General features: G+C 67.9%; 20 protein-coding genes. 11 read left to right on the forward strand and 9 right to left on the reverse strand.

Features of this window, described 5'->3' with window-relative positions; all coding sequences use genetic code 11:
- Positions 1-142 precede the first annotated feature (142 nt).
- From ACUJB0_RS18960 to ACUJB0_RS18995, 8 genes are all read left to right on the forward strand, one after another.
- Positions 143-3,667 carry a penicillin-binding transpeptidase domain-containing protein gene (locus ACUJB0_RS18960; RefSeq protein WP_444846560.1) on the forward strand — a complete coding sequence of 1,175 codons (3,525 nt, stop codon included), beginning with the start codon at positions 143-145 and terminating at the stop codon, positions 3,665-3,667.
- Positions 3,668-3,767: 100 nt separating this feature from the next.
- Positions 3,768-5,096: a hypothetical protein gene (locus ACUJB0_RS18965; protein WP_444846561.1), complete on the forward strand. Its 1,329-nt coding sequence runs from the start codon at positions 3,768-3,770 to the stop codon at positions 5,094-5,096.
- A gap of 11 nt (positions 5,097-5,107) precedes the next feature.
- Positions 5,108-5,689, forward strand: a complete 582-nt coding sequence (locus ACUJB0_RS18970; protein ID WP_444846562.1) for a hypothetical protein — start codon at positions 5,108-5,110, stop codon at positions 5,687-5,689.
- A 3-nt stretch (positions 5,690-5,692) separates the two neighbouring features.
- Positions 5,693-6,940, forward strand: coding sequence for a hypothetical protein (locus tag ACUJB0_RS18975; protein WP_444846563.1), 1,248 nt, complete (start codon positions 5,693-5,695; stop codon positions 6,938-6,940).
- The gene (locus ACUJB0_RS18980; RefSeq protein WP_444846564.1) at positions 6,937-7,959 is read left to right on the forward strand and encodes a hypothetical protein; all 1,023 of its coding nucleotides are present in this window, start codon (positions 6,937-6,939) and stop codon (positions 7,957-7,959) included. The genes ACUJB0_RS18975 and ACUJB0_RS18980 overlap by 4 nt, the downstream gene beginning before the upstream one ends.
- Positions 7,960-8,059: 100 nt before the next feature.
- Positions 8,060-10,333, forward strand: a complete 2,274-nt coding sequence (locus ACUJB0_RS18985) for a hypothetical protein (RefSeq protein ID WP_444846565.1) — start codon at positions 8,060-8,062, stop codon at positions 10,331-10,333.
- 34 nt (positions 10,334-10,367) lie between these two features.
- The gene (locus ACUJB0_RS18990) at positions 10,368-12,674 is read left to right on the forward strand and encodes an SUMF1/EgtB/PvdO family nonheme iron enzyme (protein WP_444846566.1); all 2,307 of its coding nucleotides are present in this window, start codon (positions 10,368-10,370) and stop codon (positions 12,672-12,674) included.
- A 54-nt stretch (positions 12,675-12,728) separates the two neighbouring features.
- Positions 12,729-13,073, forward strand: coding sequence for a zinc ribbon domain-containing protein YjdM (locus tag ACUJB0_RS18995; RefSeq protein WP_444846567.1), 345 nt, complete (start codon positions 12,729-12,731; stop codon positions 13,071-13,073).
- Here the strand turns inward: ACUJB0_RS18995 and ACUJB0_RS19000 are convergent, their stop codons facing one another.
- A complete protein-coding gene (locus ACUJB0_RS19000) occupies positions 13,074-13,958 on the reverse strand; it encodes a LysR substrate-binding domain-containing protein (protein ID WP_444846568.1) in 885 nt (294 codons plus the stop codon).
- A gap of 104 nt (positions 13,959-14,062) precedes the next feature.
- Here ACUJB0_RS19000 and ACUJB0_RS19005 point away from each other — a divergent pair, with 104 nt between their 5' ends.
- From ACUJB0_RS19005 to ACUJB0_RS19015, 3 genes are all read left to right on the forward strand, one after another.
- A complete protein-coding gene (locus tag ACUJB0_RS19005) occupies positions 14,063-14,350 on the forward strand; it encodes a DUF1330 domain-containing protein (protein ID WP_444846569.1) in 288 nt (95 codons plus the stop codon).
- Between the two features lie 76 nt (positions 14,351-14,426).
- Positions 14,427-14,825, forward strand: coding sequence for an OsmC family protein (locus ACUJB0_RS19010; protein WP_117010147.1), 399 nt, complete (start codon positions 14,427-14,429; stop codon positions 14,823-14,825).
- A 4-nt stretch (positions 14,826-14,829) separates the two neighbouring features.
- Positions 14,830-15,708, forward strand: a complete 879-nt coding sequence (locus ACUJB0_RS19015; RefSeq protein ID WP_444846570.1) for a pirin family protein — start codon at positions 14,830-14,832, stop codon at positions 15,706-15,708.
- Positions 15,709-15,792: 84 nt separating this feature from the next.
- On the opposite strand, the gene ACUJB0_RS19020 is transcribed toward ACUJB0_RS19015, so the two are convergent.
- The 8 genes from ACUJB0_RS19020 to ACUJB0_RS19055 all read right to left on the reverse strand — a co-directional run bounded on the left by ACUJB0_RS19020 (position 15,793) and on the right by ACUJB0_RS19055 (position 25,527).
- A complete protein-coding gene (locus tag ACUJB0_RS19020) occupies positions 15,793-17,328 on the reverse strand; it encodes an FHA domain-containing protein (protein ID WP_444846571.1) in 1,536 nt (511 codons plus the stop codon).
- A gap of 137 nt (positions 17,329-17,465) precedes the next feature.
- Positions 17,466-18,476 carry a PP2C family protein-serine/threonine phosphatase gene (locus ACUJB0_RS19025; protein WP_444846572.1) on the reverse strand — a complete coding sequence of 337 codons (1,011 nt, stop codon included), beginning with the start codon at positions 18,474-18,476 and terminating at the stop codon, positions 17,466-17,468.
- 83 nt (positions 18,477-18,559) lie between these two features.
- Positions 18,560-19,078, reverse strand: a complete 519-nt coding sequence (locus ACUJB0_RS19030) for an SH3 domain-containing protein (protein ID WP_444846573.1) — start codon at positions 19,076-19,078, stop codon at positions 18,560-18,562.
- 17 nt (positions 19,079-19,095) lie between these two features.
- A complete protein-coding gene (locus ACUJB0_RS19035) occupies positions 19,096-20,655 on the reverse strand; it encodes a hypothetical protein (protein WP_444846574.1) in 1,560 nt (519 codons plus the stop codon).
- A gap of 3 nt (positions 20,656-20,658) precedes the next feature.
- Complete coding sequence (locus ACUJB0_RS19040; protein WP_444846575.1) at positions 20,659-23,298, reverse strand: FtsW/RodA/SpoVE family cell cycle protein; 2,640 nt, start codon at positions 23,296-23,298, stop codon at positions 20,659-20,661.
- Complete coding sequence (locus ACUJB0_RS19045) at positions 23,295-24,332, reverse strand: protein kinase domain-containing protein (RefSeq protein ID WP_444846576.1); 1,038 nt, start codon at positions 24,330-24,332, stop codon at positions 23,295-23,297. Before ACUJB0_RS19045 ends, ACUJB0_RS19040 begins: the two co-directional genes overlap by 4 nt.
- Before the next feature lie 87 nt (positions 24,333-24,419).
- A complete protein-coding gene (locus tag ACUJB0_RS19050; RefSeq protein WP_229213167.1) occupies positions 24,420-24,827 on the reverse strand; it encodes a glycine zipper 2TM domain-containing protein in 408 nt (135 codons plus the stop codon).
- Between the two features lie 169 nt (positions 24,828-24,996).
- Positions 24,997-25,527 carry a GNAT family N-acetyltransferase gene (locus ACUJB0_RS19055; RefSeq protein ID WP_117010156.1) on the reverse strand — a complete coding sequence of 177 codons (531 nt, stop codon included), beginning with the start codon at positions 25,525-25,527 and terminating at the stop codon, positions 24,997-24,999.
- Between the last annotated feature and the right edge of the window lie 2 nt (positions 25,528-25,529).

A 25,529-nucleotide genomic window follows, 5' to 3' on the forward strand; every position in this document is an offset into this window, starting at 1 on the left:
GTCAAGCCGCCACGGGATTGCGACGAGCCGCGCTTTTGGCGGCCCAAAATGCAGATTGGCGCGATAAGGGGCTTCCTTGGCTGGGTTTTCCCGGTCCCTCCGCTAAGGCTGGGCAGATACCGTCCACCAGCGCGAGGGGCTTATGCCGCGATTCATCACCACCATCCTGCAAGCCTGGGCCGACCGCTGCCGCGCGCGCCGCCGGCAGGCCAATCTGCGCGCCGGCGCGCGCGGACGCCAGTCGATGCGCCTGGTGCCATCGACACGCGCCGGGGGCCAGCCGGGGGGAAGCGGCGCGTCCAGTGGTGCGACAGGCGCTGCATCACGCGGAGCGGCGGCAGGTGCGTCAAGCGGTGCGGTAGCCGGTGCAGCCGTCGGCGGATCACGGGGTGCGCCAGCCGGTGCAGCCGCCGGTGGGTCACGCGGTGCGCCAGCCGGCGTGGTGGACGGCCGAGCGATCGCGGCGCGGACGCTCGGCCGGCAGCGGGCCATGTGGATCGCCATTGCGGGCGTTTGCGTGCTGGCGGGCGGGGGCGCGCTCATCGCCGGCCACGCGCGTCACCTGGCCGCCGCCACGGTCAGCACGCCGCAAGCGCTCAACAGCGTGCGCGCGGCATACGCCTATCAATCCGTACTGCCGGGCGTCGCCTTCACCGTACCGTCGCAGGCTGGCCTGAGCACCAGCATTCATCCCGGCGGCGTCATGCTGGTGGCATCCGGGATGCAAGCCGCGCCGGCGGTGCGCGTGGACCTGTGCAGCCAGATGCGCAGCCCCACCGATGCGCGGCTGCTGCCGCTGCGGCTCGGCTACCGGTTCGACGACGTCAAGCGCTGGGTCCAACGCAACGAGGAGTCGGACGCCCGTATCTCGCTACGCAACGTGCTGCTGGTGGCCGACGGCGGCGCCGACGCCGTCCCCGAAATACAAATCGAAGGCACCGCCCGCGCGGACTTCGCCGATCCGCTGAGCGAGCCGCTGCAACTGAGCTGGCGCAGCGCGCAAGCTGGCGCGCGCTGGATCAGCGACGCCAGCTTCGGCCAGGTCGAGCAGGGCGCCAGCGGCCAGGTCGCGCTGCGCCAGCAGGGATGGCTGTTGTGGGGCACCGCGTCGGCGTTGCGCATCGAACGACGCGCCAATGCCATGTGCCCGCAAGCCGGTGAACTGGTGGTGCAGATGTATCGCCTTGCGCCGCCTGCCGCTGCCGCCAGCATGTCCGCTGGCGCCACCGGTGTACCCACCGGCGCGCTGGTGGTTGCCTTCCCTGCGCGCGGCAGGGCGGTGAGTACGACGCTCGCTGCCGGTTCGTATCAAGTGCCCGCCGCCGCACCGGCCGCGCTGGAAGACCAATCGCTGTTCAACGAGCTGCAGGAGCAGGGCCTGGTGCGCCTGACCGCCGCCGGCGCCATCGAACTGGCGCCACGCGACCTGCCGCAGTGGCAGGCGGCAGGCGCCGCCGAACGCGCCGCCGAATTGGACAACTGGAAGCAGGTCAAGCCCGGCGCCGCCACGCACAAACTCTTCAAGCGCCTTTACTACCAGGCCGATGGCGCCTACGTCCGCCAGCAGATCGACATCTACAACAGCGAGCGCCGCCTGCTGGCCTGGCGCGTAAAAGCGCCCGCAGGCCGTGCGCTGGACTGGAGCGCCAGCGCCGGGAGCGACGCCTCGTCCGGCAGCGTGCCGTCGATGGTCGCCACCACCAGCCAGATGCCGGTCGCCGCCTCGCGCCTGTTCGCCTCCCTGCCGCAAGGCTGGCAGCCGTGGACCCGTGTGGCCCGCTGGCCGCAGGCGGCCGAAGGGCAGGGCGCCCGCCCCATTGTGCGCCTCACCCTCGCGCTGCCCCGCGCCGCAGCCGGCGGTGAGGTGATGCAGGTGCTGGTGGCCGGCCGCGTCACCGGCACGGTCGGCGCCAGCGCGCAGCTGGCGCCTGCCTGCACCGGCCGCGCCTGCGCCAGCGCTTCGGATGTCCAGCAACTCACGCTCACCCTGCAAGCGGGCGCGCACAGCGTGCAGCTCACCGCCCAGCCGCTGGACTTCAATGCGCCGGAGGACCAGAAGTACCGCCACCTGCGCATCGCCGCCGGCCGCCTGGTGTGGCAGGCGTTGTCCCCCGCCGCAGGCGAAGCCGCACCCGGCGTGTCCCGGCCCGCCGCGCCGTCGCCGGTGCAGCTGGAGGACCGCAATGGCACGCCGCTGTGGGCTGATGGCGCACCGACGCAGTCCGCCATCGACGCCGGCCTCGCGCCCTTGCTGGGTGTGAGCGGCGACCATGCCAACAGCGTGGCCGGCATGCTGGCACGCTTGCCGGTGTCCGACGCCACCGTCTCGCGCGCATCCGGCGCGGCGGTCGGCGCGCGTCTCACGCTGGACCTGCCGCTGCAAGCCCTGAGCCAGCACGTGCTGGAGTGCATCGGCATGCATCGCGGCCGATGGGATGGCAAGGCATGCATCGGCGGCCAGCCGGCGCCGGAAGGGCGCCATGCCGGCCTGGTCATCCTCGACACCGAAACCGGCGACGTGCTGGCGGCCGCCGGCGCCGGCGCGGGCAACGTCAGCGCCGCCAACTGGGCCGAGGTGCGCGACTTCGACCGCACCAGCCCCGCACGCAGCCCCCTGCGCCTCCCGGCCCTGCAGCACGACGGCGGCGCGCACCAGAGTCCAGGCTCCACGTTCAAGGTGGTCAGCGCGCTGGGACTGGAGTTGGCCGCGCAGCGCGATCCGCAGATCGATGCCCTGTTGGGCGGCATGCCGCTACCGGCCATCAACCGCCTGGCGCGGCAGCGCGGCTTCGGCTTCCAGACCGACGCCGCCAGCTACCCGCTCAATCCGCGCCTGGCCCACATCACCAACTACCACGAGCAAAGCCTGGACCGCCGCGCGCAGGAGGGCCGACTGGGATTGGCGCAAGCGCTGACCTACAGCCTCAATACCTGGTTCGCCTGGTCCGGCGAATTGAGCGACCAAAGCCTGTTCGGCCGCGCCGACGGCGGCGCCCCGGACTTGCAGGCGCTGGATGCCGACGCGCTCGACGCGGTGCGCCCCATCGTCGCCGCCGCGCACCGGCTGGGCTTCGAACAAACGCTGCGCCTGGACGGCGGCCTGCTGCCGGCCGATTTCAACTGGCGCAGCTGGGATGCGCTGCAGGCGACGCCGGCGCACATCGATCCTATCCATACGCGGCACGAGCTGCGGCAGATGTCGATCGGCCTGCGCATGCAGGTCACGCCGCTGCAAATGGCGCTGGCCGCGGCGGCGGTCGGGCAGGGCAAGGTGGTGGCGCCGCGCATGCTGCTCACGCTGGGCCGCACCGACAGCGTGGTGCCGGAGATGAAACCGGTCGGCATACGCCTTGATCGCATCAAGGCCGGCATGAAAGGCGTGGTCGATGTCGGCACCGGCGCCGGCGCGTTCGGCGGCGCGGCGCTGGCCGGCGTCCGGCGCGGCCTGTATGGCAAGACCGGCACCGCGCCCAGCGGCGACGACACGGCCACCGTCTGGTTCACCGGCTGGCTGGAACCGGGCACCTTGCCCGGCCAGACGCACCGGCTGGCGATGGCGGCCTTCGCCAGCCACTCCGACGCCACCGGCGGCGAGCACGCTGCGCCGGTGCTGGCGGCGGTGCTGTCCACGCTGGCGGCGCAGAACCGCGAACAGAAGGGGAAATAGGCTTGTAAACGGGATAATGAAATCGCCGCTTTTGTGGCATGATTTCGAGGCGTCCGCCATAGCGCGCCCATTTTCGTTTTTCTATTATTGACAGGACTGTATGCGCTTGCCAGGAACCCGGTATCAGGAGCACGGCTGGGAACAAGTGCGCAAGCTGCTGGGACACTGCTCGCTGCAGGCGTTCCGGCGGCTTGAGATGCACCAGATAGCCGACGCCGGACAGCACGCCGCGCTGCTCGACTGCTACACCGACGCGGTGGCTGCGGCGCTGCGCGCAGGCGCGCGCTCGGCCCGCGCCGAGGCCGAGGGCAACAGCTACGGCGACAGCGTCTATGAATTGTCGCTTAGCCTGTTGTTCGAATTGCAGGCGCAGCCCGCGTTCTGGCTGGCGTTCGCCGCCGCCGTCGCCGCCGAGTATGCGCGCAGCGGCGCCTTCTGGCTCGACGCCGCCGCCGAAGGCGTGATGCGCAAGAAGGTCAACGACATGTACGCCGGCCTGCGCGACAAGGTGGACGCCGACAACTACATCGTCACCACGGGCCGCGACTGCTCGCCCAACAAAATCTATACATACCGTATGCTCGATACCGCCTACCGCGAGATCGCCGGCCTGTTCGCGGACTGGCAGCAGCACGCGGAGCAGGTGGGCGCCATCCTCGGACGGACGATCGACGGCAGCCCGATTGAGACGCGGCAGATGAAGTCCATCGGCGGCTGCAAGGCGGAATGGATTATCCGCTGGAGCGAGTCGCAGGAGCGTTATGCCGGCTCGCCCGGGCCGCTGCACACCAAATCAAAGCGTTTCGCCAGCCTGAAAAACAGTCCGGACAAGATCGCGGCGATGCTGGCGGAAATCGGCGACTATGAGGAGCTGTCCGCCAACATGGACCGCGCCGACGATTGGTCGGGCGACGCCGGCGAGGCGGCCCTGTGGCTGGAAGACTACTGGCGCGTGATCGGCGAGTCCGAACAGGGCGAGGCGCTGGACGAGGACCGTATCCTGCCCGAGCCGGCGGAGGACCGCGAAGCCGACCTGGCGGACGACGTGCCCGACGATGCGATGGACGGCGCCGCCGGGCCGGAACCTGAATTGGAGGCACACGATCTGGCGGTGGAACAGTCGCTGGCCGGCGCGCTTTCCCTGCCCCCCCGCTATCTGGAATTGGCGCGGGCCGCGCAGGAAGCCGGTAGCTGGACGCTGCGTATCCTGGGCGGTGAATCGCTGCCGATCCGGTTGGCGGTCTACCAAAAACTGCTGGGCGCAGCCGACGACACCTACCCGGACGCCTGGCTGGACCCGGCCACCGGTGAGCTGCCGACCCTGCAGCAGTTGGCGGCGCTGGACCAGATTTCGATGCCGACGCTGCGCAAGCGCCGCAACGAAGCGATCGACAAGCTGTACGCGGCCAACACCGCGCCGGCGAAATGAAGGAGAACGATTTGAAATCCGCACAAGATAAGCTGGACGCCCGGCTGCGCGAGCGCGCGCTGCTGGCCCGCGCCGTGCCAGGCGACCGCCTGATGCTGGCCGACGCCACGCTGCTGGCGGCGCTGGACGGCAGCCGGGTGCTGACGTCGAACGAGCGGCAAACGCTGTCCGCGTCGCCGTTGACGTTGCGGCGCTTTCGTCAACTGTCGCTGGAGCGGCAGGCGTCGGCGCGCTTGCCGCAGGCCGCCAACGATCCGGTATGGAGCGGCAGCAGCGGCATGCTGCGCGCGGCCTCCAGCGCCACCGAGCTGGAATCGCTGGCCACCGACGACGGCTGCTGGACGCTGCACTTCCTGCCGCAAGGCGAAGGCTGGCAAGTGATTCTTAGCCTGTCCGCCGAGGCGCCGTTCGCCGCCCGCCTGCTGCGCGAGCACGTGATGGTACGCGTGATCGACGGCGGCGGGGCGATCGTCCTGCAGGGCCGGCTGGACTCGGACGGCGAATGCGAGTGCGGCTGGCCTTTCGCCACCGCACCGGCGCGGCACTTTCAGATGTACGGCGCGGGTTTCGCCGTCGAGCCGGTGACGCCTTAGACCATGGGTATATTTTCCCGGCGCCGCAAGCCAGCTATCGACACCGATGGACTGGGAGTCACGCTCATCGCGCTCAGGCTCGATGCGGGCGACTCCGCGCCGGTTGGCAGCACGGTTGTCGTGTTCAATGCCGGCGGCCATGCGCGCCGCGTACCCGCAGGGAAGGTGGCCTGCGAGCAGGGCGAGACGGCGTTGTGCTTTCACCCTGGGCCGTACACGGTGCACTTGACGCCATTCGCCTCGGCGCCGGAGTGGGGGCTGCGGCTGCGCTTTGTGGTCGACGCGGCCAATCCGCGCGTGACGCAGCAGCGTTTCGACTTGTATTTGTACAGCGAGATGGCGGAGCGCCTGGAGTTGGAAGCGCTGCGCGCGGCTGCGCAAGCGGCGCTGCAAATGGAGCTGGCGCAAGGCGCATTGGATCTGCCGCCATGCACGACGATGGACGAGTGGCACGCATTCCGCGCCGGCCTCAATCAGCTGATGTACACGCGTTTCGGCGTGACCGTCGACGACTGCGTGCCGGTGGATCTCGGCGATCAGGTCGACTACGCCGAAGTGTTGAAGGCCCGCGCCGCGGTCGAAGCAGCAGTGGTGCCGTCCGAGGAGACAGCCAGTGCCTCGCCTGCATTCGCGTCGCCCACGCAAGAGCCAAGCCTCGCCGCGACCGCCACGCCGGTCGCACAACAGGGCACCGCAGCTCGGTTCGAGCCGCCAGCCCAAGCGCCGCGTACCGCCGCGACAGCAGCGCGGGTCGCACGGCAGGAGGCCACCGCCACGTCCGCGCCCATCTTCGCGCCGGCCGCGCTTGCGGCGCGCACCGCCACGGCTGCGATGCCGACCGCCCAGCAGGACGCCTTTGGCCTGCGGCGCCTCTTCATCGAACTCCCCAGCCTCGCCAGCGAACTGCGCACGCTTGTCCTGCCGGACGGTTTGCAGATCTTCCAGCAGCACCAGGCCCTGTTGCTGCGCCTCGGCATGGCCGCGTTGAACGTCAACACCATGCCGGCGTTGGCCTGGGCCGCACCCGACCAGCCGCTGTCGCAGGACGAACAAGCCCGCCGCACCGTCCAAACCCTGCTGGCGGTACAGGCGCTGGACGAAGCCTGGGCGCTGCTGGCCCGCTTCCAGCGTGCCGAACACGCGCAATGGCCGGCATTGCTGGAAGACGCGGACCGCATCTGCGCCAACCTGGAAACCGGCCTGGCCTTCCGCCGCGCCCCGCATGCGCCCCGCGCCGAGCCATCGCTATGACCTCACTGTCCGCCGCCACCGTGCCTACCAACGCCGAATGCCGCAGCATGCTGCCGGACGGCCGCGTGCTGACGATCACTGCCAGCCGCCGCCCGCGCGCCAACCGCGCCGACGTCAAATGCACCGTCGCTGGCGCCCCGGCCATCGCCGAGCGGATGCAGGAAGTGGTGCGCCTGGCCCGCCACACCGAGGTGCGTCTCGACAGCCGCGACCAGGTGGTCCTCAGCATGGACATCGCCCCCGAACCGGCAGACCGCGACTGGGAACTGGCCGCCGTGCTGGCCGACCGCATGGTGCGCGGCCTGTATCAGCCGATGCACGCCGGTTGCGAACACGCCCAAGGCTGGTCCGACACGTGGCACCTCGGCCGCGTCAACGGCACCGTCGGCGACGGCGCGGCAAGTACGCTGCATATCACCCACCTCGGCGCCTTGAGCGGACACGCCGATCCATCGTCTGGCGTATCCACCGTGCGCGCATGGTTCCCGCTGCACAGCGGCGGCATCAACGACAGCCTCGCATGGGTGGAAGTCAGCGTCTTCGCAATCGAAAGCTCCTCGGACGGCCAGGCCGCGCCAAGCGAGGAAGACACCATCGCCGCACCGGGCCTGGACCTGAGCGCCCAGCAGGAAGTGCGCCAGACTCTGGCCGGCGCCCGCCACTTCGACGCCAAGGGTATGGGGCGTTGGCGCAGCGTGGTGCGCTTTGGCCAGCCGCGCTTCCAGGGCGGATCGTACCAACTGGCGCTGGTGATGGCCGACCGGCTCGCGCGCGGCCGCGAGTTCGTGCCGCGCGGCCGCATCATCGCCACCGGCTGCTCCAGCGCGTGGCATGCCGGCCGCGTCGACACGGTCGAAGGCCGCCACCCCAAGCTGGAGTTGATATTAATGCAAGCGATCGCCGGCGACCGCATCCTGCTGCCCAAGGACTGGGAGCCCGAACTGCCGCCCGGGTTTGCTGCTGAGCTGCGCCAAAGAGGCGCCAGCGTGGCCTGTATCGAGCGGATCGGCATGATTTAGCGCGTCGCGGTATCGTGCGCAAGAATGAAATCGGGCCTGCCCTGCTAAAATCGCCGCATGGCAGGACGGCCCGGAAGACGAATCGAAGAAGGAGTCTGACATGTTCCAAATGTTTGGTTTTGGCGGCGTTAAATGCCCGCGCTGCGAGCACAAAAACGACGACCAATCGGGCTACTGCAAGCATTGCGGCTTGACCCTGGGCGCCCCGCGCAACGAGCCGGTGCTGCGCGATAACCGCTGGATCCCCGGCGACGACGAACTGGCCGTGTACTTCGGCGTGAGCGCCTTGTCCGGCATCTTCACCAAAACGCTGCGCGTGCCGGCCACCTCGCGCGCCTACATCCTGCAGGGCGACAAGGCCACCGAAGTCCCGCAGGGCGAGTACGAGATCGAAGGCTTCTTCACCCGCCTGAATCACCTGCTGCGCAACCAGAACGCCGAAATCCTGATCACCCGCAGCGCCGCGCTGCCGGTGGAGTTCTCCTTCGCCGACCTGCAAACGGCGGAACACCTGAAGGTATCGGCCCGCTTCACGGTCGCCATTCGCATCGAGAACGTGCCGGCCTTTGCCCAGCACTTCATGACCGTGCCTGGCACCGTCAGCACGCGACACCTGCACGACCTGCTTGGCCCCTCAGTGCACCAGGTGGCGGCGGAATTCGTCGGCAGCCGTTCAATGCGCGACATGGCCCACAACGCCGACCTGCGCATGCAACTGGACGAGCGCCTGCAGGCCGCGCTGAAGCTGCGCCTGGCCGCCTACGGCCTGGCCGTCGACCGCGTGGAGACCGCCGCGCTGCGCCACGACAAATTTGATCACAACCGCGAACGCATCGGTACCCTGTGGCTGGTGGCGGACGAGCGCCACGTGCAGCTGGAGCACACCAAACAACTGGACCAGATCTACGACGAAGAGGAATGGCAGGCCATCTGGCGCGAAGAGCAGAAGATGCGCTCCGAGCTGCGCCGCGCCGAGTTGCGTCAGGATGCCGCGGTCGACAAGGCGGAGCTGACGTTCAAGGAGTCCGAGCGCATGCAGGCATTGCGCGCGCGCGAAGTGGACCTGTACAGCCGCGTGATGGAATCGAAGACCCGCAAGGTCGCCGTCGACAAGGGCGCCGGCACCGTGCTGGCCGATCTGGAACACGAGCTGGCGAAGAACAAATCGCACCGCGCCGGCGAGCAGGCCGACTGGGAGCACGTGCGCCATCTGGCCCAGATCAAGATGCGCACCGAGCTCGAAGTGCTGCAGCAGACCGCAGCCGAGCAGCGCCAGTTGGCGCAACAGCGCCTGTCGCACCAGCTGCGCCAGCAGGCCATCGAAAACCAGATGGCTCAGGCGCTGCTGATCGAAGACGAAGCGCATCGCCGCAACGAACTGGCCGCGCTGCGCCAGCGCGAGAAGGCGGAAAAAGAACGCGAGCTGCAAATCGAGGCCGAAGGCCACAATGAGCGCATCCAGGGCATGACCCTGGCCGCCGCCGCACGCCGCCGCGAGGCCGAGCGCGTGCAGGAATGGGAAGACCAGCTGCAACTGGCCCGCCAGCGAGAGCTGCTGCGCGGCGACGCCGTCAAGGACGCCGCCAACGCCGTGCAGGTGGCGGAAATCAACCAGAAGATCGAAGAGCTGAAGCGCGTCGGCGCGCAGGCCGATTCCGTCGCCCAGTACGAAAAGCTGTTGCGCACCATCGAGGCGGACGGCGTGCACCAGCGCCAGAACCTGGCCGTGAACAAGCAGGCCATGCTGGACCAGCTGGAGGTCGAGGAGCAGCGGCAGATCCTCAAGCAGAAGGAGCAGGAAGCCCAGTGGCAGCGCGACCTGAAGAAACTGGAGCACGAGCGCGATGAGAAGTTCGCGCGCTGGAAGGGCGAGTACGATGTGCTGCTGGCGCAGCAGTCGCACGAACTGGCGCGCATCGAAACCATCGGACGCCTGAGCGATACCGGCAAGGTTGCCACCGCCGCCGCGCCGAACGCCGAGGCGCTGACGCAGATCATGAAGCTGCAAATCCAGGGCGGCATGACGGCCGAGCAGATACAGGCGCTGGCGCATGTGGTGGCGGCCGAACATGGCGTCACGCCGGCGGAAGCGGCGCAGCTGGCGCACGCGCGGGTGCTGGAAGAGCGCGCGCACCGCGACGCCGAGATGGACAAGGATCGCCGCCACCAGCTCGACCTGCTGAACGTGCAGAACACGGCCAGTGCCAGCGCACTGACCACGCAGAGCCAGTTGGGCATCGGCGTGGCGCAGGCCGGCGCCGGCACCCCGGCACCCGCTCCGGCGCCGGTGCGCTACTGCGTCAACGGCCATCCGACGCGGGCCGGCCACCCGCTGGACAAATTCTGCGCCCAATGTGGCGTGCCTTTAGCTTGAACGGCTTGAAGCAGGAACGGTTACACTTCGCTTAATGATGCAAACAGCAAGAGACAAGATCCGCGAGCTGCGGGCCTTACATGATGACGGTTTACTGAGCTTGCAGGAGTTCGACCGCCGCAAGAACGCTATCCTGGACGCGGAGTACGCGCCACCGGGAGGCGGCGTCACGGCCACGCCGCCGGTGCGGCAGGGGACGGAGCTGGGGCTGATGTCCGGCCAGGAGATCGGCCCGCAGAACCGCCGCTACCGGCTGGAGCGCCTGATCGGCATGGGCGGCATGGGGCAGGTGTGGCAGGCGACCGACCTGGCCACCCACGCGGAACTGGGCCACAGCGACATGGTGGCCCTGAAGATCCTGCCACCGCAGCTGACCCAGAGCGCCACCCACGCCAAGCTGCTGATCGAGGAAGCGACGCAGGCGCGCAAGCTGGCGCACGAAAATATCGTCCGCGTGTATGAATGGGCGCAGGATCCGGCCACCTCCAGCTATTTCATCATCATGGAATACCTGGAAGGCCAGGATCTCGACGCCTATCTGGCGGCGCAAGGCCCGCTGCCGCTGGACACCGTCTACCGCCTGCTGGCCCCAGTGGGCGACGCCTTGCAATACGCATGGGACAAGCACAAGTTGGTCCACCGCGACATCAAGCCCGGCAACGTGTTCCTGACCCAGCGCGGCGAGATCAAGCTGCTGGACTTCGGCATCGCCTCGCGCGCGCGCAGCGCCGGCAGCAGCCTCGGTTTGCAGACGCCCAATGCCGGCACGGTCGGCTACCGCGCGCCGGAGGCGGGCACGCATCAGCGCCAGCCCGCGCCCAAGCTGGATGTCTACGCCGTCGCCGTGATGATCTACCAGTTGCTGGAAGGCCGCATGCCGTTCGACGACATGCGCCCGGCCGACTTCCATCCATCTCCGCCGCAGGGACTCAATCCCGCCCAGTGGAAGGTGCTGCAGAACGGCTTCGCCTACGCACAGGAGCGCCGCCCGGCGTCGGTCAACGAACTGCTGGCGGAGCTGCACCGCGCCGCCGGCCCAAGCGAAGAGGAACTGGCAGCGCAAGCCAAGCTGGCGCAGGAGCGCGAGCAGCAACGCAAATCCGAACAGACCGCCCACGCCGAGGCCAAGGCCGCGCAAGCGGAGCAGGCGCGCGCCGCCGAAGTGAAGCGCCAGGCGCAAGTGGCCGAGTTGGCGGCGCGCCGCCAGGCCGAGGCGCAGGCGGCTGCGGCGGAGAAGGTAAAGCTGGACCAGCAGCGCCGCGCACTGGAAGTCAAACAGCGCGCCGAGGCGGAAGCGGCTGCGCAGGCGCGCAAGCAGGCCTTGCGCGAGCAGTTGCAGGCGCGCCGCGATGCCGATGCGAAGAAGGCCCGCGACGAGCGCGAGGAGCAGCAGCGCAAGGCCGCGCAGCTGAAAGCGGAAGCTGCGTATCGCGCGGAGCAGGAACGCCATCGCAGGCAGCAGGCCGAACGCAACGCCGCCGAACTGGCCGCGCTGATGCCCACGCCCGGCAGCCCGGTCGCCGATGCCAACGGCGTGCTGCGCGACCGCTTCCTCGACGGCACCGGCGTCGGTCCCGACCTGGTGCTGATTCCGACCGGCCGCTTCCAGATGGGCTCACACGAACATGAACAGGCGGCGGCCATCAAGGCCGGTGCGCAGAAAAACTGGCTGGACCGCGAAACCCCGCAGCACTGGGTCGGCATCGAACAGTCGTTCGCGATGGGACGTTCGCCTGTCACGGTCGGACAATGGCGGCAGTTCGTGCGCGCCACCGGCTGGGAGTCGCAATCGGACACCGACTGGCGCGCGCCGGGCTTCGCGCAGACCGACGAGCATCCGGTGGTCGGCGTCAGCTGGGTAGATGCGCAGCAGTACCTGCGCTGGCTGTCGGAGAAGACCGGCCAGTTGTACCGCCTGCCCAGCGAGGCGGAATGGGAATACGCCTGCCGCGCCGGCACCAAGACCGCCTTCAGCTTCGGCGACACCATCACCACAGAGCAGGCCAACTACGACGGCCACTACACCTACAACGGCAGCCCGCGCGGCGCCTATCTACAGGGAACCAACAAGGCCGGGACCTTCCAGCCCAATCCCTGGGGCCTGTTCGACATGCACGGCAACGTGTGGGAGTGGACGCAGGATGTGGTGCACGATAACTACGTCGGAGCACCGGTCGACGGCAGTGCGTGGGAGGAGGGCGGCGACCCTGTGCGGCGCATCCTGCGCGGCGGTTCGTGGCTCTACAACCCGCGCTACCTGCGGTCCGCGGTGCGTAACGGCTTCTCGGCGGTGCTGGCCAACGACATCGTCGGCTTCAGAGTGGCGCGAAAATTGGTCTAACTACGGTCAAGCACTGGTATAATGCTGCCTTCTTCAAAACACCAGGACCGTACCATGAGCAGCTTGCCACCATGCCCGAAATGTAATTCCGAGTTCACCTACGAAGACGGCACCCAGCTGGTATGCCCGGAGTGCGCCCACGAGTGGAGCGCCACCGCTGCGGAAGCCGCGGAAGAAGGCGCCAAGGTCTATCGCGACTCCGTCGGTAACATCCTGCAGGACGGCGATACTGTGACCGTGATCAAGGATTTGAAATTGAAGGGCGGCGGCGGCACCGTCAAAGTGGGCACCAAGGTCAAAAATATTCGCCTGGTCGACAGCGACCACGATATCGACTGCAAGATCGACGGCTTCGGCGCCATGAGCCTGAAAACGGAATTCGTTCGCAAAGTCGTGTAATCATCCCAGCCGCTCCAGCGCAAAGTCCACGAAGCTGCGGACCTTGGCGCTGGGGCGCGCTTCCGGCCGGCGCAAGATGTGCATGGGCCGCGACGGCAGTTCCCACTTCGGCAGCAGCCGCACCAGTTTTCCCTCCGCCAGCGCAGGCTCCAGCAGCACATCCGCCTGCATCGCCACGCCCATGTCCGCGATCGCGGCCGTCACCAGCGACATTCCCGTATTGCTGACGAACGAGCTGCGCACCTGTACCTCGACTTCCTGTTCGCCCTTGCGGAAGCGCCACGTCGCATGCGGACGCCAGTCCGAGAACATCAGGCAGTCATGCTTTTCCAGGTCCGACGGATGGCGCGGCGTGCCGCGCCGCTTCAGATAGGCCGGGCTGGCGCAGACCAGCACGCGGCCCGGCCGCAAAGGACGCGCGATCAAGCCGCTGTCCGCCAGCGTGCCGGAACGGATCACGATGTCGACGCCTTCCTCGGCCATGTCGACCACTCGGTTGGTCAGCATCAGGTCAATTTTCACTTGCGGATGCAGCACCGCGTAGGCGCCGATGACGGGCATCAGCCGGTGCTCGCCGTAGGTGGAGGGCGCGGAGATGCGCAGGCTGCCTTGCGGCTCCGCGCGCAGGTGCTCGGCCACATGGTCGGCTGCCTCCACGCTGGCCAGCACATCGCGGCAGCGCTCCAGGTAGACCGCGCCGATTTCGGTCAGCGACTGCTTGCGCGTGGTGCGCTCGATCAGGCGCGCGCCCAGTTCCTGCTCCAGCGCCTGCACATGTTTGCCGACCATGACCGGGGACATGTCCAGCGCCTGCGCGGCGGCGGCAAAGCTGCGCGCCGTGGCGGCGGTCACGAATACCTGCATGCTGCGGAGTTTATCGCTCATTTCGATTCGGAAGTAATAGTTACGAGTCTGCGAAATTCTAGCTCATTTATGCGGTGATGGCTTCGAATAATAATGAAGCCTCATTCAACAGCAAGGAGGTCATCATGGCAGCATACGCAATCGGCTATCTCACTTTACGCAACTCGGATTGGGTGGCCGAGTACAGCGCGCACATGCCGGCACTGGCACAAAAGCACGGCGGCAAGCCGTTGGCGAAAGTGGCGCCCGTGGTGCTCGAAGGTTCGCCGATGCTGCCGGAAACGCAGATCATCGTCGAATTCCCGTCAATGGAGCACGCGCAGGCTTGGTACAACGATCCGGCGCACGCACCGCTGAAAAAGCTGCGCCAGGGCGGCGCCGATTTTTCGATGGTGCTGCTGAACGGCCTCTGACCGTTTAGGAGAGGCGGAACCCGGTCAAACGGTGTAGAGTGACGGTTTTGTTAATGCCGTTTTCGAGGACCACCGTATGACTATCAAAGTACTGCGCGACCAGTCGCTGCCGATGCGTCACATCGTCCATGTGCGCAACCATATCCTGTCGACCGACGGCTCGGTGGAGGAGGGCGGCAGCGACGCTGGCCCTTCGCCGCACGACCTGTACGACGCGGCGCTGAGCGCCTGCAAGGCCTTGACGGTCGTCTGGTACGCCAAGCGCAAGAACATCCCGCTCGAACATGTGGAAGTGAGCATGGAGCGCGACGCCAGCGAGGAGCGCCAGGGCACGTACCGCCTGGCCGCCACGCTGCACCTGACCGGCAACCTGACCGAGACCCAGCGCGCGGAACTGCTGGCCGCCGCGCAGAAATGCCCGATCCATAAACTGATGACTTCCGTGACCACCGAAGTCACCACCGTGCTGGGATAAGACCATGACGATTTCGAATCTGCTCAAGGGCCACGAGAAAGACCTGGGCGGCGGCTTTGTGGTGCGCCGCTATCTGCCGTCCTCCGTCAAGCAGGCGGTGGGACCGTTCATCTTCTTCGACCATTTCGGTCCGGTCGACGTGCCGCTCGACGCCGACCATGACGTGCGTCCGCATCCGCATATCGGCCTGGCCACGGTGACCTATCTGTTCGAAGGCGCGATCGACCACCGCGACAGCATTGGCAGCGTGCAGCGTATCGAACCCGGCGCGATCAATTGGATGACGGCCGGCCGTGGCATCGTCCATTCCGAGCGCACCCCCAAGGATTTGGTCGGCAAGCCACATCGCACGCACGGCCTGCAACTGTGGGCCGCGCTGCCGGTCGCGCATGAAGAGGACGAGCCGGGCTTCTGCCACACGCCGGCCGGCGACATTCCCGAGTTCGACGTGGACGGCGCGCGCGTGCGGGTGCTGGTCGGTTCGGCGTTCGGCCAGACCTCGCCGGTGAAGACCTACAGCCAGACGCTGTACCTGGACGTGACCCTGAAGGCAGGCCACGAGCTGGCGCTGAGCGGCCTGCCGGCCGAAGCGGCGATCTATCCGATCAGCGGCGAGTTGAGTGTCGACGGCGCCGCGCTGGCGCTGCACAACATGGCGCTGCTGGATACATCCAGCGCGCAGTTGATCAAGGCCGGCGCGGATGCGCATTTCGTGGTGATCGGCGGCGAGCCGCTGGATGGCCACCGCTTCATGTCGTGGAACTTTGTCTCGTCGCGCAAGGAGCGCATCGTGCAGGCGGGCGAGGATTGGGAAGCGCAGCGTTTCGACAAGGTGCCGGGCGAAACCGAGTTCATTCCGCTGCCGGCGAAGAAGCCTGCGTAAGCTGGTCGTTCCCGCGCAGGCGGGAACCCATGCGGAGCCTGTGACGGATGCGAGGTATGGATTCCCGCCTGCGCGGGAATGACGTCAGGCGGTGGACATGGCGTTGGCCGCCACGGTGCTATGCAGGTCGTTGCCGCCGGTGCGGATGATCCAGTGCTCCGGATACGGATCGCTGGCGAAACGGTTGTGGCGCGGCACGCGGCTCAGTTTATCGAGCGGCACGGTCGGCGCCAGCGCGGTTTCCTTGCCGGTCAACTGATCCAGGTGCCAGAAGCCGCCGTCGCGGTGCAGCAGCAGCGGCAGCGCGGCCGCATGCGGCGCGGCTGCGAAGGACTTGAGCGGATAGCCGGGATGCGTCTCCGGCATCAGCAGGTAGAAGCACTCGGCGTTGGCACCCTGGTCGATGCGGTGCAGGATCACGCCATGCGGCATGATGGCCGACACCGACAGCACCACGATGCCCTTGATGCTGGCGCTTAGCTCGATGCGCATGCCCAGTCGCAGCGCGGTCGGCTTGTGCTTGCCGGGCCAGACGCCGTCCAGCAGCAGGCCATAGCGCGACACGTCCTCGATTTCAAACCCCTGGCCGGAGCGACGTATCACCGCGTGGCGGCCCGACAGGCGGCGCGTGAGGCCATTGGTGTCCTGGCCGTCGGCGCTGTAGTGGGTCAGCAGCACGTCCGATTCGGGATCGACCAGTTCAAAGCGTCCCAGCACGCATTCTTCCATCGCGAACAAACGGATCTGGCGCTGGGCGCCGGCTTCCGGCGCGGCGTTGACCAGGCAGGCCGCGCGGCTCGGGTGCGGATGCATGGCGGCGGCCACCGGCATGTCGATCTCGATCAGGTCCTCGTCCCAGGCGATGGTCGTGAAGCCCATGTCGACTTTGCCGGCCGGCGCGTTCAGGTCCAGGTGGGCGATGCCGGCGTTGCGCGCGGTGACATCGATATCGAGGCTCTCGCCGCCCTGCGCGCTGACGCGGGCGATGGAGGCGTCGTCCGCCATCACGCGCACGTTCTTGTGCGTGCTGAGGAAGATGCGATGGATTTCGGTCAGCGTCGCGTCCAGGCGCGGCACCAGAATCACGAAGGTGCACACCCATTTGCGCGAGGCCAGCGCCGCGTGTTGGCTCAGCAGCTCGATGCTGATCTGGTACTGGCCGTGCTCCTTGCCGCGCGAGGAGAATTCGACGAACACGGGCCGCCATTCGCCGCTGGTGGCGCGCACGAACTGCTGGCGCGCCGCGCCGTTGGGGATCAGGTCGGACTGCACTTGCAGCGTCAGTTGCGGCGCGCAGGCGTCCGGCATGCCGCGCAATTCCATCTTCAGGGTCTGGCGGCCGCCGGCGGCGCGCGGGTCGAAGCCGCTGATGTGCAGCTGCGGGCGCTCCGATTGCGCGCGTTGCAGTGGACGGGCGTAGGTGCTGGATGCGTGGGCGGTGGTGTCGGCAGGGGCGGCGTCCAGCACCGTGCCGGGGGCGCCGGAACGGTTACGACGCACGGCACTCAGCAGGTCATAGCTGGAGGGCTCTGCTTGGGCATGGCCGCCTTCGCAAGCTTGCGCTCCTGGCATGACCCAGTAGGTGCAATGCGGGTGCTGGGCATTACTGCATTTTTTCATGGTGAACCGACCGATGGGATACCCGTCAGTTTATGCGGTTTTCACCTGGTTTGGCAATTCGCCGGCCAATCAAACGACATATTTTTGAGCCACGCCGCGTCGTGGGGCGGCGGCGCAACACCGCCGCCCATCAGTTATCAAAAATGCGACGGCATTGATGCGTGCGGGAGTGCCGTTTCGTCAACGTTTTCACCGGGCGCGGGATCGGGTGGCGGCGCGAAGCGCAGCACGATGGCGCTCAGGTTGTCGATGTGGAGCGCGGGTGGCGGATGGTCGGCGTAGTCGTTGAACAGCGCGTCGAGCGCGGCGCCGGCCGAGTGGCCCGGTTGGACCAGCAGCGCCGGCCAGCGCGCGATCCAGTGCAGCGGCCGGCCGCAGGACCAGAAGCCGTCGGTCGCTAGCAGATAGGTAGCATCCGCGCGCACGGTCAGCAGGCGGCGGTCGGCAAGGCCGGTCAGGAAGGGCGGCAGGTTGGCTGCGCTCAGCGCGAGCAGGCCGTCGTCCAGCACCTGCGGATTGGTGAAGGCGTTGCCGAGGATGTAGGCCTGCGTGATCTGCGGGCGATGTTCCCCGTGTACCTGCTGCCACCATTCGCGTTCGCCCAGCAGCCCGTGCATGGCGAACGAGGTGGCCGGCACGTGGTCCACCGTGAGCGGCTGTGCGGCTTGCGCGGTGATTTCGTACAGCCGCGAATCGCCGACGTGGTACAGCATCGGCGCGGCGCCGGGCGGGATTTCGAGCAGCGTCAAGGTGGTGCCGGGGCGGCGGAAGTTGTCGGCGTCGCCCTCGCTGCGGAATTGATCCTGCAGGCGGGCGTGCAGCGCGTCGAGGCGGGCGCCCAGTTCTTCCAGCGTGGCGCAGGCCGGAACCAGCAGCAGGCCGGTGGCCACGGCTTCGGCGGCCTCGCGGCCGTTGCCATGTCCGCCCATGCCGTCCAACACGGCCAGGCGCACATGGCCGCGCGGCCAGTCGGGCAGTGTGATGCTGTGTGGTGTCTGGTCGCGCAGGAAGACGGCATGGCCGTGGGCGTCGATGATGAGCAGGTTGTCCTGGTTCTCCGGCACTTGCAGCTTGCTGATGCTGGCGCTGCTGCGGGCGGCGATGTCGAGGTGGGGGCCGAAGTTCTGCGGGTCGGTGATTCGGGTCATCGGTGCGGGCGCCGTGGCGCGGGACATGAAAGGCCACAGCTTAGCCGAAAATATGCTCGCGCGGGATGGCGTGGCCGCTGGCGTCATTCGCCGCTCCGGCGCAGCCACAGGCTGTTGACCCAGCCGGTGCTTTCGTGGCCGGCCACGCTGGCCCTGATCTGCCACCAGTCGCCGTTGCGCGCGCCGGTCGGCGTGACGGTGGCGCCTGCCGGCACGGTGACCAGGCGGGCCGCGTGCACGCCGGCCGCCACGCGCAGGTTCAGGTCGCGGTAGACGGCGAAGGGCTGTCCGGCGATCAGTGGCGCCGATGCCAGTGCGGATGCGCGGGCCGCAGCCTCCCGTGCCGCGGCCGCCGCTGTGATCGCGCGCGCTTCGGCGGTGCGGTCCGGCGTGACGCCGGCGGCGTCGTTCTCGCTCTGCCGGCCGTGCGCGGCGTACAGTATCAGGCTGCCGAAGCCCCATGCGCCGGCCACCATGATGAGCAGCGCGCGCGCGTTCGGACGGCGCCACCACTGCCGCGGCGTCAGGTAGGCGGCCAGGAACAGGGTGATCACCAGCCCCGCCGCGTAGGCGCCCGCCGCGTAGAGTTTTGCCGTTTCCATGCAGGCTCCCTGTGCGCTCAGGCGTCGAAGCGCAGCACGTAGTGGCCCGCGACCAGGTGATGGCCGGTCGGCAGAAGATAGGGCGCGTCGGTGTCGGCATCGCCGATGCTGGCGACGAATTCCATCTTCTCGTCCAGGTGATACAGGGCCTGCGAGGCGCTCAGGCGGCCGATCTTGTAGCCCTGCGCCGCCGCCTCGAAACTGAAGGCTTCGCGCGAGAGGCCGATGCGGTCGGTGCTGGCGGTGTTGGCGCCGCCGGCACGTTTGAGAAAGCGCGGCGAATCGAGCAGGCGCAATGCCGCCAGCATCGGCGAGTTGCGGCCGAAGCTGAAGCGCGCGCCGCTCGCCACCGAGGCGCCGACCGGCTGCGCGAGGCAGATCAGGGCGCGGTAGCGGTCATCCATCTGCGGCGCGGCAGCCAGCACGCGGATGGCCTGCGTGTCGACCGGCGTGAAGGTGGCCGGCGCCGTGATGCGCTGGCGGCCTTCTGCGGTGCAGGCATACAGCTCGTCGGACGCGTCGACCACGAAGCTGATGGCCGGCTTGCCGTCGCTGGACAAGGCCAGTGCGCGGTTGAAGGGCAGTTCCATCGCCTGCGCGCCGGTGTCGCGGTAACGGCTCAGGCGCGGCATGGCCAGCGCCACTAGGCTGACGCGCTGTTGCGATACCGGCGCGTAGGTGGCGTCGCTTTCGCCTGCGTTGTTGGCCGGCTTGTGGCTGACCGGGATGGCCGTCATGTCGGGCGCCGCGCCGTTGTGGGCGCGGCTTTGCCATACCGCCGGCTTGCCGGTGTTGACCGGAGCGATGCTGATGGTGTCGGCGGCTGCAACTGCCTGCGGGCGCGGTGCCGCCGCGGTGCGCGCGATCTTGAGCATCAGGCGCGGGCTGCCGCCCGGCGTTTCGCGGGTGGACTTGATGGTGTAGTAGCCGCTGCGCGGATCGAAGCGGCAATCGTAGGCGTCCTTGGGGCGCATCTGCACGACGGGTGGCGCATCCGGGCCGTCGTTGATGACGAGGATGGCGCCGTCGGGACCGAACGGCCAGCCGCTGGCGATGAAGCTCGCTTCGCCGCCTTCGCCGCCGATCAGCGCCAGGCGCTGGTTGGGGTAGATCGGGCAGACCGGGTGCCAGATCGCGCTGTCGCGCGAGACGCTGACGTTGTAGAGGATTTTTTCGTCCGGCGCCGGCAGGTACACGGCGTGCCCGAACTTGACTTCGATCTCGCCCGGCGCCAGCGACGACGTGCCGATCACGTCGTAGCGCACCTGGTCGCCGCCCAGCAGGTCACCGAAGTCTTTCTGGTGCAGCGCCGTCAGCGTCTGCGCCAGGTCGCGCGCGCGGGCGCCCCGGGTCAGGTGGTAGTCGTCGTCGACTTCTTCCTGCGGCAGCATCAGCGTGACGTGCGAGAAGCAGCGCGTGGCGGCGCGGCCCTTGTGCTCACGCGGGCTGCGTTCCAGCAGGTCGCGCAGCAGCGGGCGGCGCGAGAACAGCGCCAGGCCGGGCGCCTGCCAGATCGCCTCGGCGTTGAAGACGTCGGGAATGCGGCCCAGGACTTGGTGTTGTACATAGATCGGCATGATTCATTCTCCTTCTGATGATTGCGCGCTGATGGCACTAAACGCTAGCAGGGGGCAGAGGAAAAACAGCAGGTGGCTGCCGCCGGCCGAGAGAAAGCTCATGGGCTGGCCCATGATGGGGAAGATGGCCAGGTTGGTTCCCCACGATAGCAGGAAGTGGCCCAGCACGAAGGCGCCGCCGCCGCACAATGCGAAGTAGCGGAAGCGGCCGGACCAGGCATGGCGGAAGTCGCGCGCCGAGGTGCCGGCCTGGTAGGCGCGTGCGGCGGTGAGGGCGATACCGGCCAGGAAGGCGGCTTGCACGGTCCATAGCAGCAGGCCGCCGATCAAGCCGTGACGATTGAGGAAGAACGAGGCGGCGAAATCGTCCTGCACGGCGGGGATCTGCACCGCGCCGCCGGCCGCCATGCCGAGCGAGCGCAGGCCGAGCCAGTGGTCGGCGCCCAGCCAGCCGCCGTCGGCGATGGCGCGGGCGCCCAGCAGCAGTTGTTGGCCGGTGTGTGGATGCTCAGCGGGATTGAGCCAGACCAGGAAGCGGTCGGCGTAGAAGCCCCAGCGTATCAGGTCGTCGGTGCCGGTGCAGCGCAGGTAGACGATGGCGCCGGCGGCCGTCAGCGCCATCGCGACCAGCGCGCTAGCAAGCTTGCGGTTGCGCGCGGCGAGGGCGTAGGCGAAGGCCATGATGCTGCTCCAGATGAGCAGCAGGATCAGCGGTGAAAAGTCGTCGACCTGCACCAGCGATAGGCCCAGCAAGGCAAGGAACAGCAGCGCGGGGGCGATCAGTTGCAGCCAGCGGGCGCCATGTTCGGACAGCGTGTGCGGGCCGGCGTGCCAATTGAAGCGCAGCGCCAGGCAGTGGGCGGTGAGGGCGGTTAGGGCAAGCTTGGCCAGTTCCACCGGCTGCAGGTCGAAGACGCCTTGCTCGTCGCCCCACAGTACTTGCGCGGCCAGCGCGGCCAATGCCACGGCGGCGAACAGCGCGAGCAGCCATTCGATACTGCGTTGCTGGAGGTGGGCGCCGCGCGCGGCCTGGTGTTGTGCCCACAGGCGCAGCAGGCCGCCAAGGCCGGCGCCTATAGCCAGCATGGCGGCGCTTTTTTGGTAATAGCGCAGCCAGGAGGATTCGGGGGCGCCCAGGCCCAGCTCCAATTGCGACAGCAGGCCGGCGGCCAGCAGCACCACGCCGGCGGCGGTCATCAGCGTGAGGCGGCCGGGCAGCGCGAGCCACAGCACCAGCGCGCAGGCGGCCAACGCCATCGAACACGCGGCGCTTGGCGCATAGCCCGCCCGCTGCGATATCAATGCGACGACGCCGCAAACCAGTACACCGCCGGCTGCCAGCACCATGCTCACGTCCCCAAAGCCGCCGACGCGCGCAGCGCGGCCAGCGCCGTCAGCGCCGCTCAAGTCGCCAGCGCTGCTCAAGTCACCAGCGCCGCTCATGCCGCCTACGCGGCCAACGCTGCTTTTGCCGGCTGCGGCGCTTACGCGGCCAGTGCGGCTGGCGACGCGGCCATCGCCGCCGAGGTTACCTCCGGCGCCACGGGACCGGCCGGCGCTGCGTGGCTGGCGCGCCGTCAGCGCGAGGGCCACCGCCATGCATGCGAGGCTTATCGCGATGCCGGCCCAGATGGCGCCGGACTGTCCACCGCTCCACAGCGCGCGCTGCTGCCATTGCCAGCTCACGTGCTCGGGCAGTTTCAGGTCCGGTGCGCTGAACAGGCTGACGTGGCGGTTCGGGTGCAGCGTGAGCTGGCCGCCATCCGTCTCCAGCTGGAAGCGCGTATGGCCGACCACAATCGCCTTTACGCCGGCCAGCGACGCCTCCTGTTTGCGCAAGTCGATCTGCGAACCAGCGCCGTGCACCAATACAGCCGCACGGTCGCCGTCCGGATTGCCGGCCGTGAGCTGCAGGCCGCCGTTGCCGCGTGCGATGAGCGCCGCGCCGGGTGTCACCTGCGCCAGGCCGAGCCGATTGTCGCAATGCAGATTGCCGCCGAAGGACAGTGGACGCGATATCGTCAGCACTCCAGGCATGGCGCGGTTCCACAACGACAGTACCTTGGACGCCAGATGCGATTCGGGGCAGTTGGCCTGCTGATGGCCATCGCGATACAGCACCGCGCCGTCGTAGCGCCATTCATGGCCGTCTCGCGCGAAGGCGATGCTGCCGGAATCGGCTGCGCGCACATCGAACAGTGCGCCGTCGATCTGGAAGCGTTGGCCGCCTGCCAGCGGCGTGCTGCCCAATCGTTGATCGCCGCCGTCGCGCAACAGGACCACTTGCCGGGTCGCGCTCAGGTTACGAACCGTCCAGCCATCCTGCGCATCGCGGCGCAGGGACAGGTGATCGCGATCGGCCTGCGGCGCCGCCAATTCGTGCCGCCCCAGCGCGACGGCTTCACCCGGCGCCAGCTTGACGGTGATGGTGGCCGGCAGCCAGGCCGCCGGAGCGCGCAACAGGGCCTGCGCCTGCAAGCCGCACAACGCGGCCAGCAAGGCCAATGTGGCGGCGACGGCGCAATTGGCCGCTGCGGCGCGGGCAATGGCCGCGAGAATGTCGCCGAGGCGAGGCCGGTCGAACGCGCGTCGGCGCGCAGCCGGCTTCGTGGAAGACGTAAGACGCAGAGAGATCGCCATCATGCCCCCTGGATGGTGCGCCAGCTGTTATTGGCTGTCGGCCGGTTCATGCCGTGGACTGGATCGGCGGCGTCGAGAACACCGCGAGCCGGCTTGACGCCCTCGATCGCGTGCAGCATGCGGCTGATCTGGATCGCGTGGCGCGGACGCTGCGCCGGATCCAGATGCAGCAGCGCGCGCAGCAGCTCAAGCGCGGCATCGCGGGCCGGCGCCGGAATCTCGGCGGCGAAGCGCGCCTCCTCCTCCACATGCAGCGCCGCCGGAATCGCGCCACCGTGCATGCGCCGCAGCAGATCGGCGCCCGCTGTGTGATGCTCGCGATAGGCCTGCCCGCAGTCGCTGCAAAAGCGCAGCGGCAGCCCGCCTGTGACGAGGAAGTAGAACATGGCACCCAGCGAAAAATAGTCGCTGCGCTGGCCGGTGGCGTAGCCGCCGCCGTCGGCGGGGAAGAACTGTTCCGGCGCCTGCCAGTTGGCGGTGCCGGCATACGAGTGAACTTGAAGGCTGCCCAACAGGCGGTTGGTGCCGAAATCGGCCAGCTTGACGGTGGTCAGGTCCCGGTCCAGCAGCACGTTGGCCGGTTTCAGGTCCAGGTAACGCCAGCCGTATTGATGCACCTTAGCCAGCGCCTGGTTGATCTGGGCGATCCAATGCAGGATGCGCGGCAGCGCAAGCGCCTGGCCGCGTCCCTTCAGCGCGATCATGTGTTTGCCCAGGTCCGTGGCCATCAGCTCCAGCGCCAGCACCGGCAGGCCCTCGTGCCAGCCGCTGTCGAGCAGGCGCACGATGTGGCGCTCGTCCCACGGCTCCAGCGACTGCAGGAAGCCGATTTCATTGTTTGCGCTGGCGATCCAGCGCTCGCGCTGGGCGGGCAGGGCGCGCGCCATCTGCTCGCGGTTGATCAGTTTGAGGGCGACGTCGCGCGTGGCCGGCGGCCCGCTGGCGCGCCAGATGATGCCGTAGGCGGATCCTCCGATCTGCTCGCGCAGCCGGTAGTGGCCCAGTTCCAAAGCGATGATTGCGTCTGCTGTCGTCATGATTTCCCCTCGGCCCGCGCCGTTACGCAGGGCTAGCGGAGGGAAGACGAAAAAAAAGCCCCTTGCGGGGCTTTGGGCGTGGGACGCTTAACGTTCCCAGCGATCGTAGTGACGATGGTGGTGTTCCCAGCGCTCTTCGCGATATTCGCGGTAGTAAGGGCGGGCCGGTTCCACATACACCACGCGTGGAGGCGGAGCGTAGTAGCGTGGCGGCGGAGCGTAATACACCGGTGCCGGTTCGTAGTACACCGGAGCGGGCTGGGTGTACACACGGGTCTCGACGTAGCGGTCGCCGCGGCCGTAGTAGCGGTCATTGGTGCTGATGCTGTTGCCGACCGCCGCGCCAACCAGGCCGCCGACGATGGCGCCATCGCGTCCACCGGCGTTGTGGCCGATGGCCGCACCGACCACCGCACCGGCTACCGTGTTGAAATCACGGTCGCCTGCGTAGGCCGACGACGATACTGCTGCTGCGGCCAGTAACGCTACACCCATAAATTTTTTGTTCAACATGGTATTTCCCCTTGCGGTGGCCCGGATCGGAATGATACGTCGGCCAGTGACTCCACTATAAAGCCCGCGAAAAAATACGCCACGTCTTATACACATGCTTACAAACCGGCCGATCCGGTAATGGCTTGTAACAATTGACGCCGGCCCCCACCTAGCCCCGGAGCGCCTCCCATTCGGGCCGCAGCAGGCTGAAAACCTGTACATCCTGATACCGCCCGTTGATAAAAAAGCTCTGGCGCAGCGTCCCTTCGGCGCTGAAGCCGCATTTTTGCGCGACGCGGATGGAGGCCACGTTTTCCGGCGCCGACAGCAGTTCCAGCCGGTGGAACTGGTGGACCTTGAACAGGTAATCGACCAGCATGCGGCACGCCTCAGTCACGTAGCCGTGCCCGGACAGCTTGCTGTCGAACAGGCGGTAGCCGATTTCGCGCGTGACCGGCGTGCGGCTTTTGAAGTGGGTGATCACGCCGACGATGTGGTGCAGGCCGTCCTCGATCACAAACAGCTCGCTGTCGTCCGAAACGAAACCGTTCTGCATGAACTCCTTTCGCATCGTCTCCGGCGACTTGAAATGGCTGGAGAAGTAGTCGCCGCGCGAGGGCAGGTCGTTGACCAGCGCGATGAAGGTGTTCAAATCGGTGGTCAGCAGGTGGCGCACGGTGCAGAGTGAACCCTTGAGCATAG

It is taken from the genome of Duganella caerulea (assembly GCF_040362985.1).
Classification (GTDB): Bacteria; Pseudomonadota; Gammaproteobacteria; order Burkholderiales; family Burkholderiaceae_D; genus Rugamonas; species Rugamonas vulcania.

Excerpts from the sequence above, each read along its gene's own strand:
- ACUJB0_RS18965 (WP_444846561.1), top strand. The coding sequence starts at position 3,768 with ATGCGCTTGCCAGGAACCCGGTATCAGGAGCACGGCTGGGAACAAGTG.
- ACUJB0_RS19035 (WP_444846574.1), bottom strand. The coding sequence starts at position 20,655 with ATGCCGATCTATGTACAACACCAAGTCCTGGGCCGCATTCCCGACGTC.
- ACUJB0_RS19010 (WP_117010147.1), top strand. The coding sequence starts at position 14,427 with ATGACTATCAAAGTACTGCGCGACCAGTCGCTGCCGATGCGTCACATC.
- ACUJB0_RS18995 (WP_444846567.1), top strand. The coding sequence starts at position 12,729 with ATGAGCAGCTTGCCACCATGCCCGAAATGTAATTCCGAGTTCACCTAC.
- ACUJB0_RS19055 (WP_117010156.1), bottom strand. The coding sequence starts at position 25,527 with ATGCTCAAGGGTTCACTCTGCACCGTGCGCCACCTGCTGACCACCGAT.
- ACUJB0_RS19015 (WP_444846570.1), top strand. The coding sequence starts at position 14,830 with ATGACGATTTCGAATCTGCTCAAGGGCCACGAGAAAGACCTGGGCGGC.
- ACUJB0_RS19045 (WP_444846576.1), bottom strand. The coding sequence starts at position 24,332 with ATGACGACAGCAGACGCAATCATCGCTTTGGAACTGGGCCACTACCGG.
- ACUJB0_RS18985 (WP_444846565.1), top strand. The coding sequence starts at position 8,060 with ATGTTCCAAATGTTTGGTTTTGGCGGCGTTAAATGCCCGCGCTGCGAG.
- ACUJB0_RS18990 (WP_444846566.1), top strand. The coding sequence starts at position 10,368 with ATGATGCAAACAGCAAGAGACAAGATCCGCGAGCTGCGGGCCTTACAT.
- ACUJB0_RS18980 (WP_444846564.1), top strand. The coding sequence starts at position 6,937 with ATGACCTCACTGTCCGCCGCCACCGTGCCTACCAACGCCGAATGCCGC.
- ACUJB0_RS19005 (WP_444846569.1), top strand. The coding sequence starts at position 14,063 with ATGGCAGCATACGCAATCGGCTATCTCACTTTACGCAACTCGGATTGG.
- ACUJB0_RS19050 (WP_229213167.1), bottom strand. The coding sequence starts at position 24,827 with ATGGGTGTAGCGTTACTGGCCGCAGCAGCAGTATCGTCGTCGGCCTAC.
- ACUJB0_RS19030 (WP_444846573.1), bottom strand. The coding sequence starts at position 19,078 with ATGGAAACGGCAAAACTCTACGCGGCGGGCGCCTACGCGGCGGGGCTG.
- ACUJB0_RS19025 (WP_444846572.1), bottom strand. The coding sequence starts at position 18,476 with ATGACCCGAATCACCGACCCGCAGAACTTCGGCCCCCACCTCGACATC.
- ACUJB0_RS19040 (WP_444846575.1), bottom strand. The coding sequence starts at position 23,298 with ATGATGGCGATCTCTCTGCGTCTTACGTCTTCCACGAAGCCGGCTGCG.
- ACUJB0_RS19000 (WP_444846568.1), bottom strand. The coding sequence starts at position 13,958 with ATGAGCGATAAACTCCGCAGCATGCAGGTATTCGTGACCGCCGCCACG.
- ACUJB0_RS19020 (WP_444846571.1), bottom strand. The coding sequence starts at position 17,328 with ATGAAAAAATGCAGTAATGCCCAGCACCCGCATTGCACCTACTGGGTC.
- ACUJB0_RS18960 (WP_444846560.1), top strand. The coding sequence starts at position 143 with ATGCCGCGATTCATCACCACCATCCTGCAAGCCTGGGCCGACCGCTGC.
- ACUJB0_RS18975 (WP_444846563.1), top strand. The coding sequence starts at position 5,693 with ATGGGTATATTTTCCCGGCGCCGCAAGCCAGCTATCGACACCGATGGA.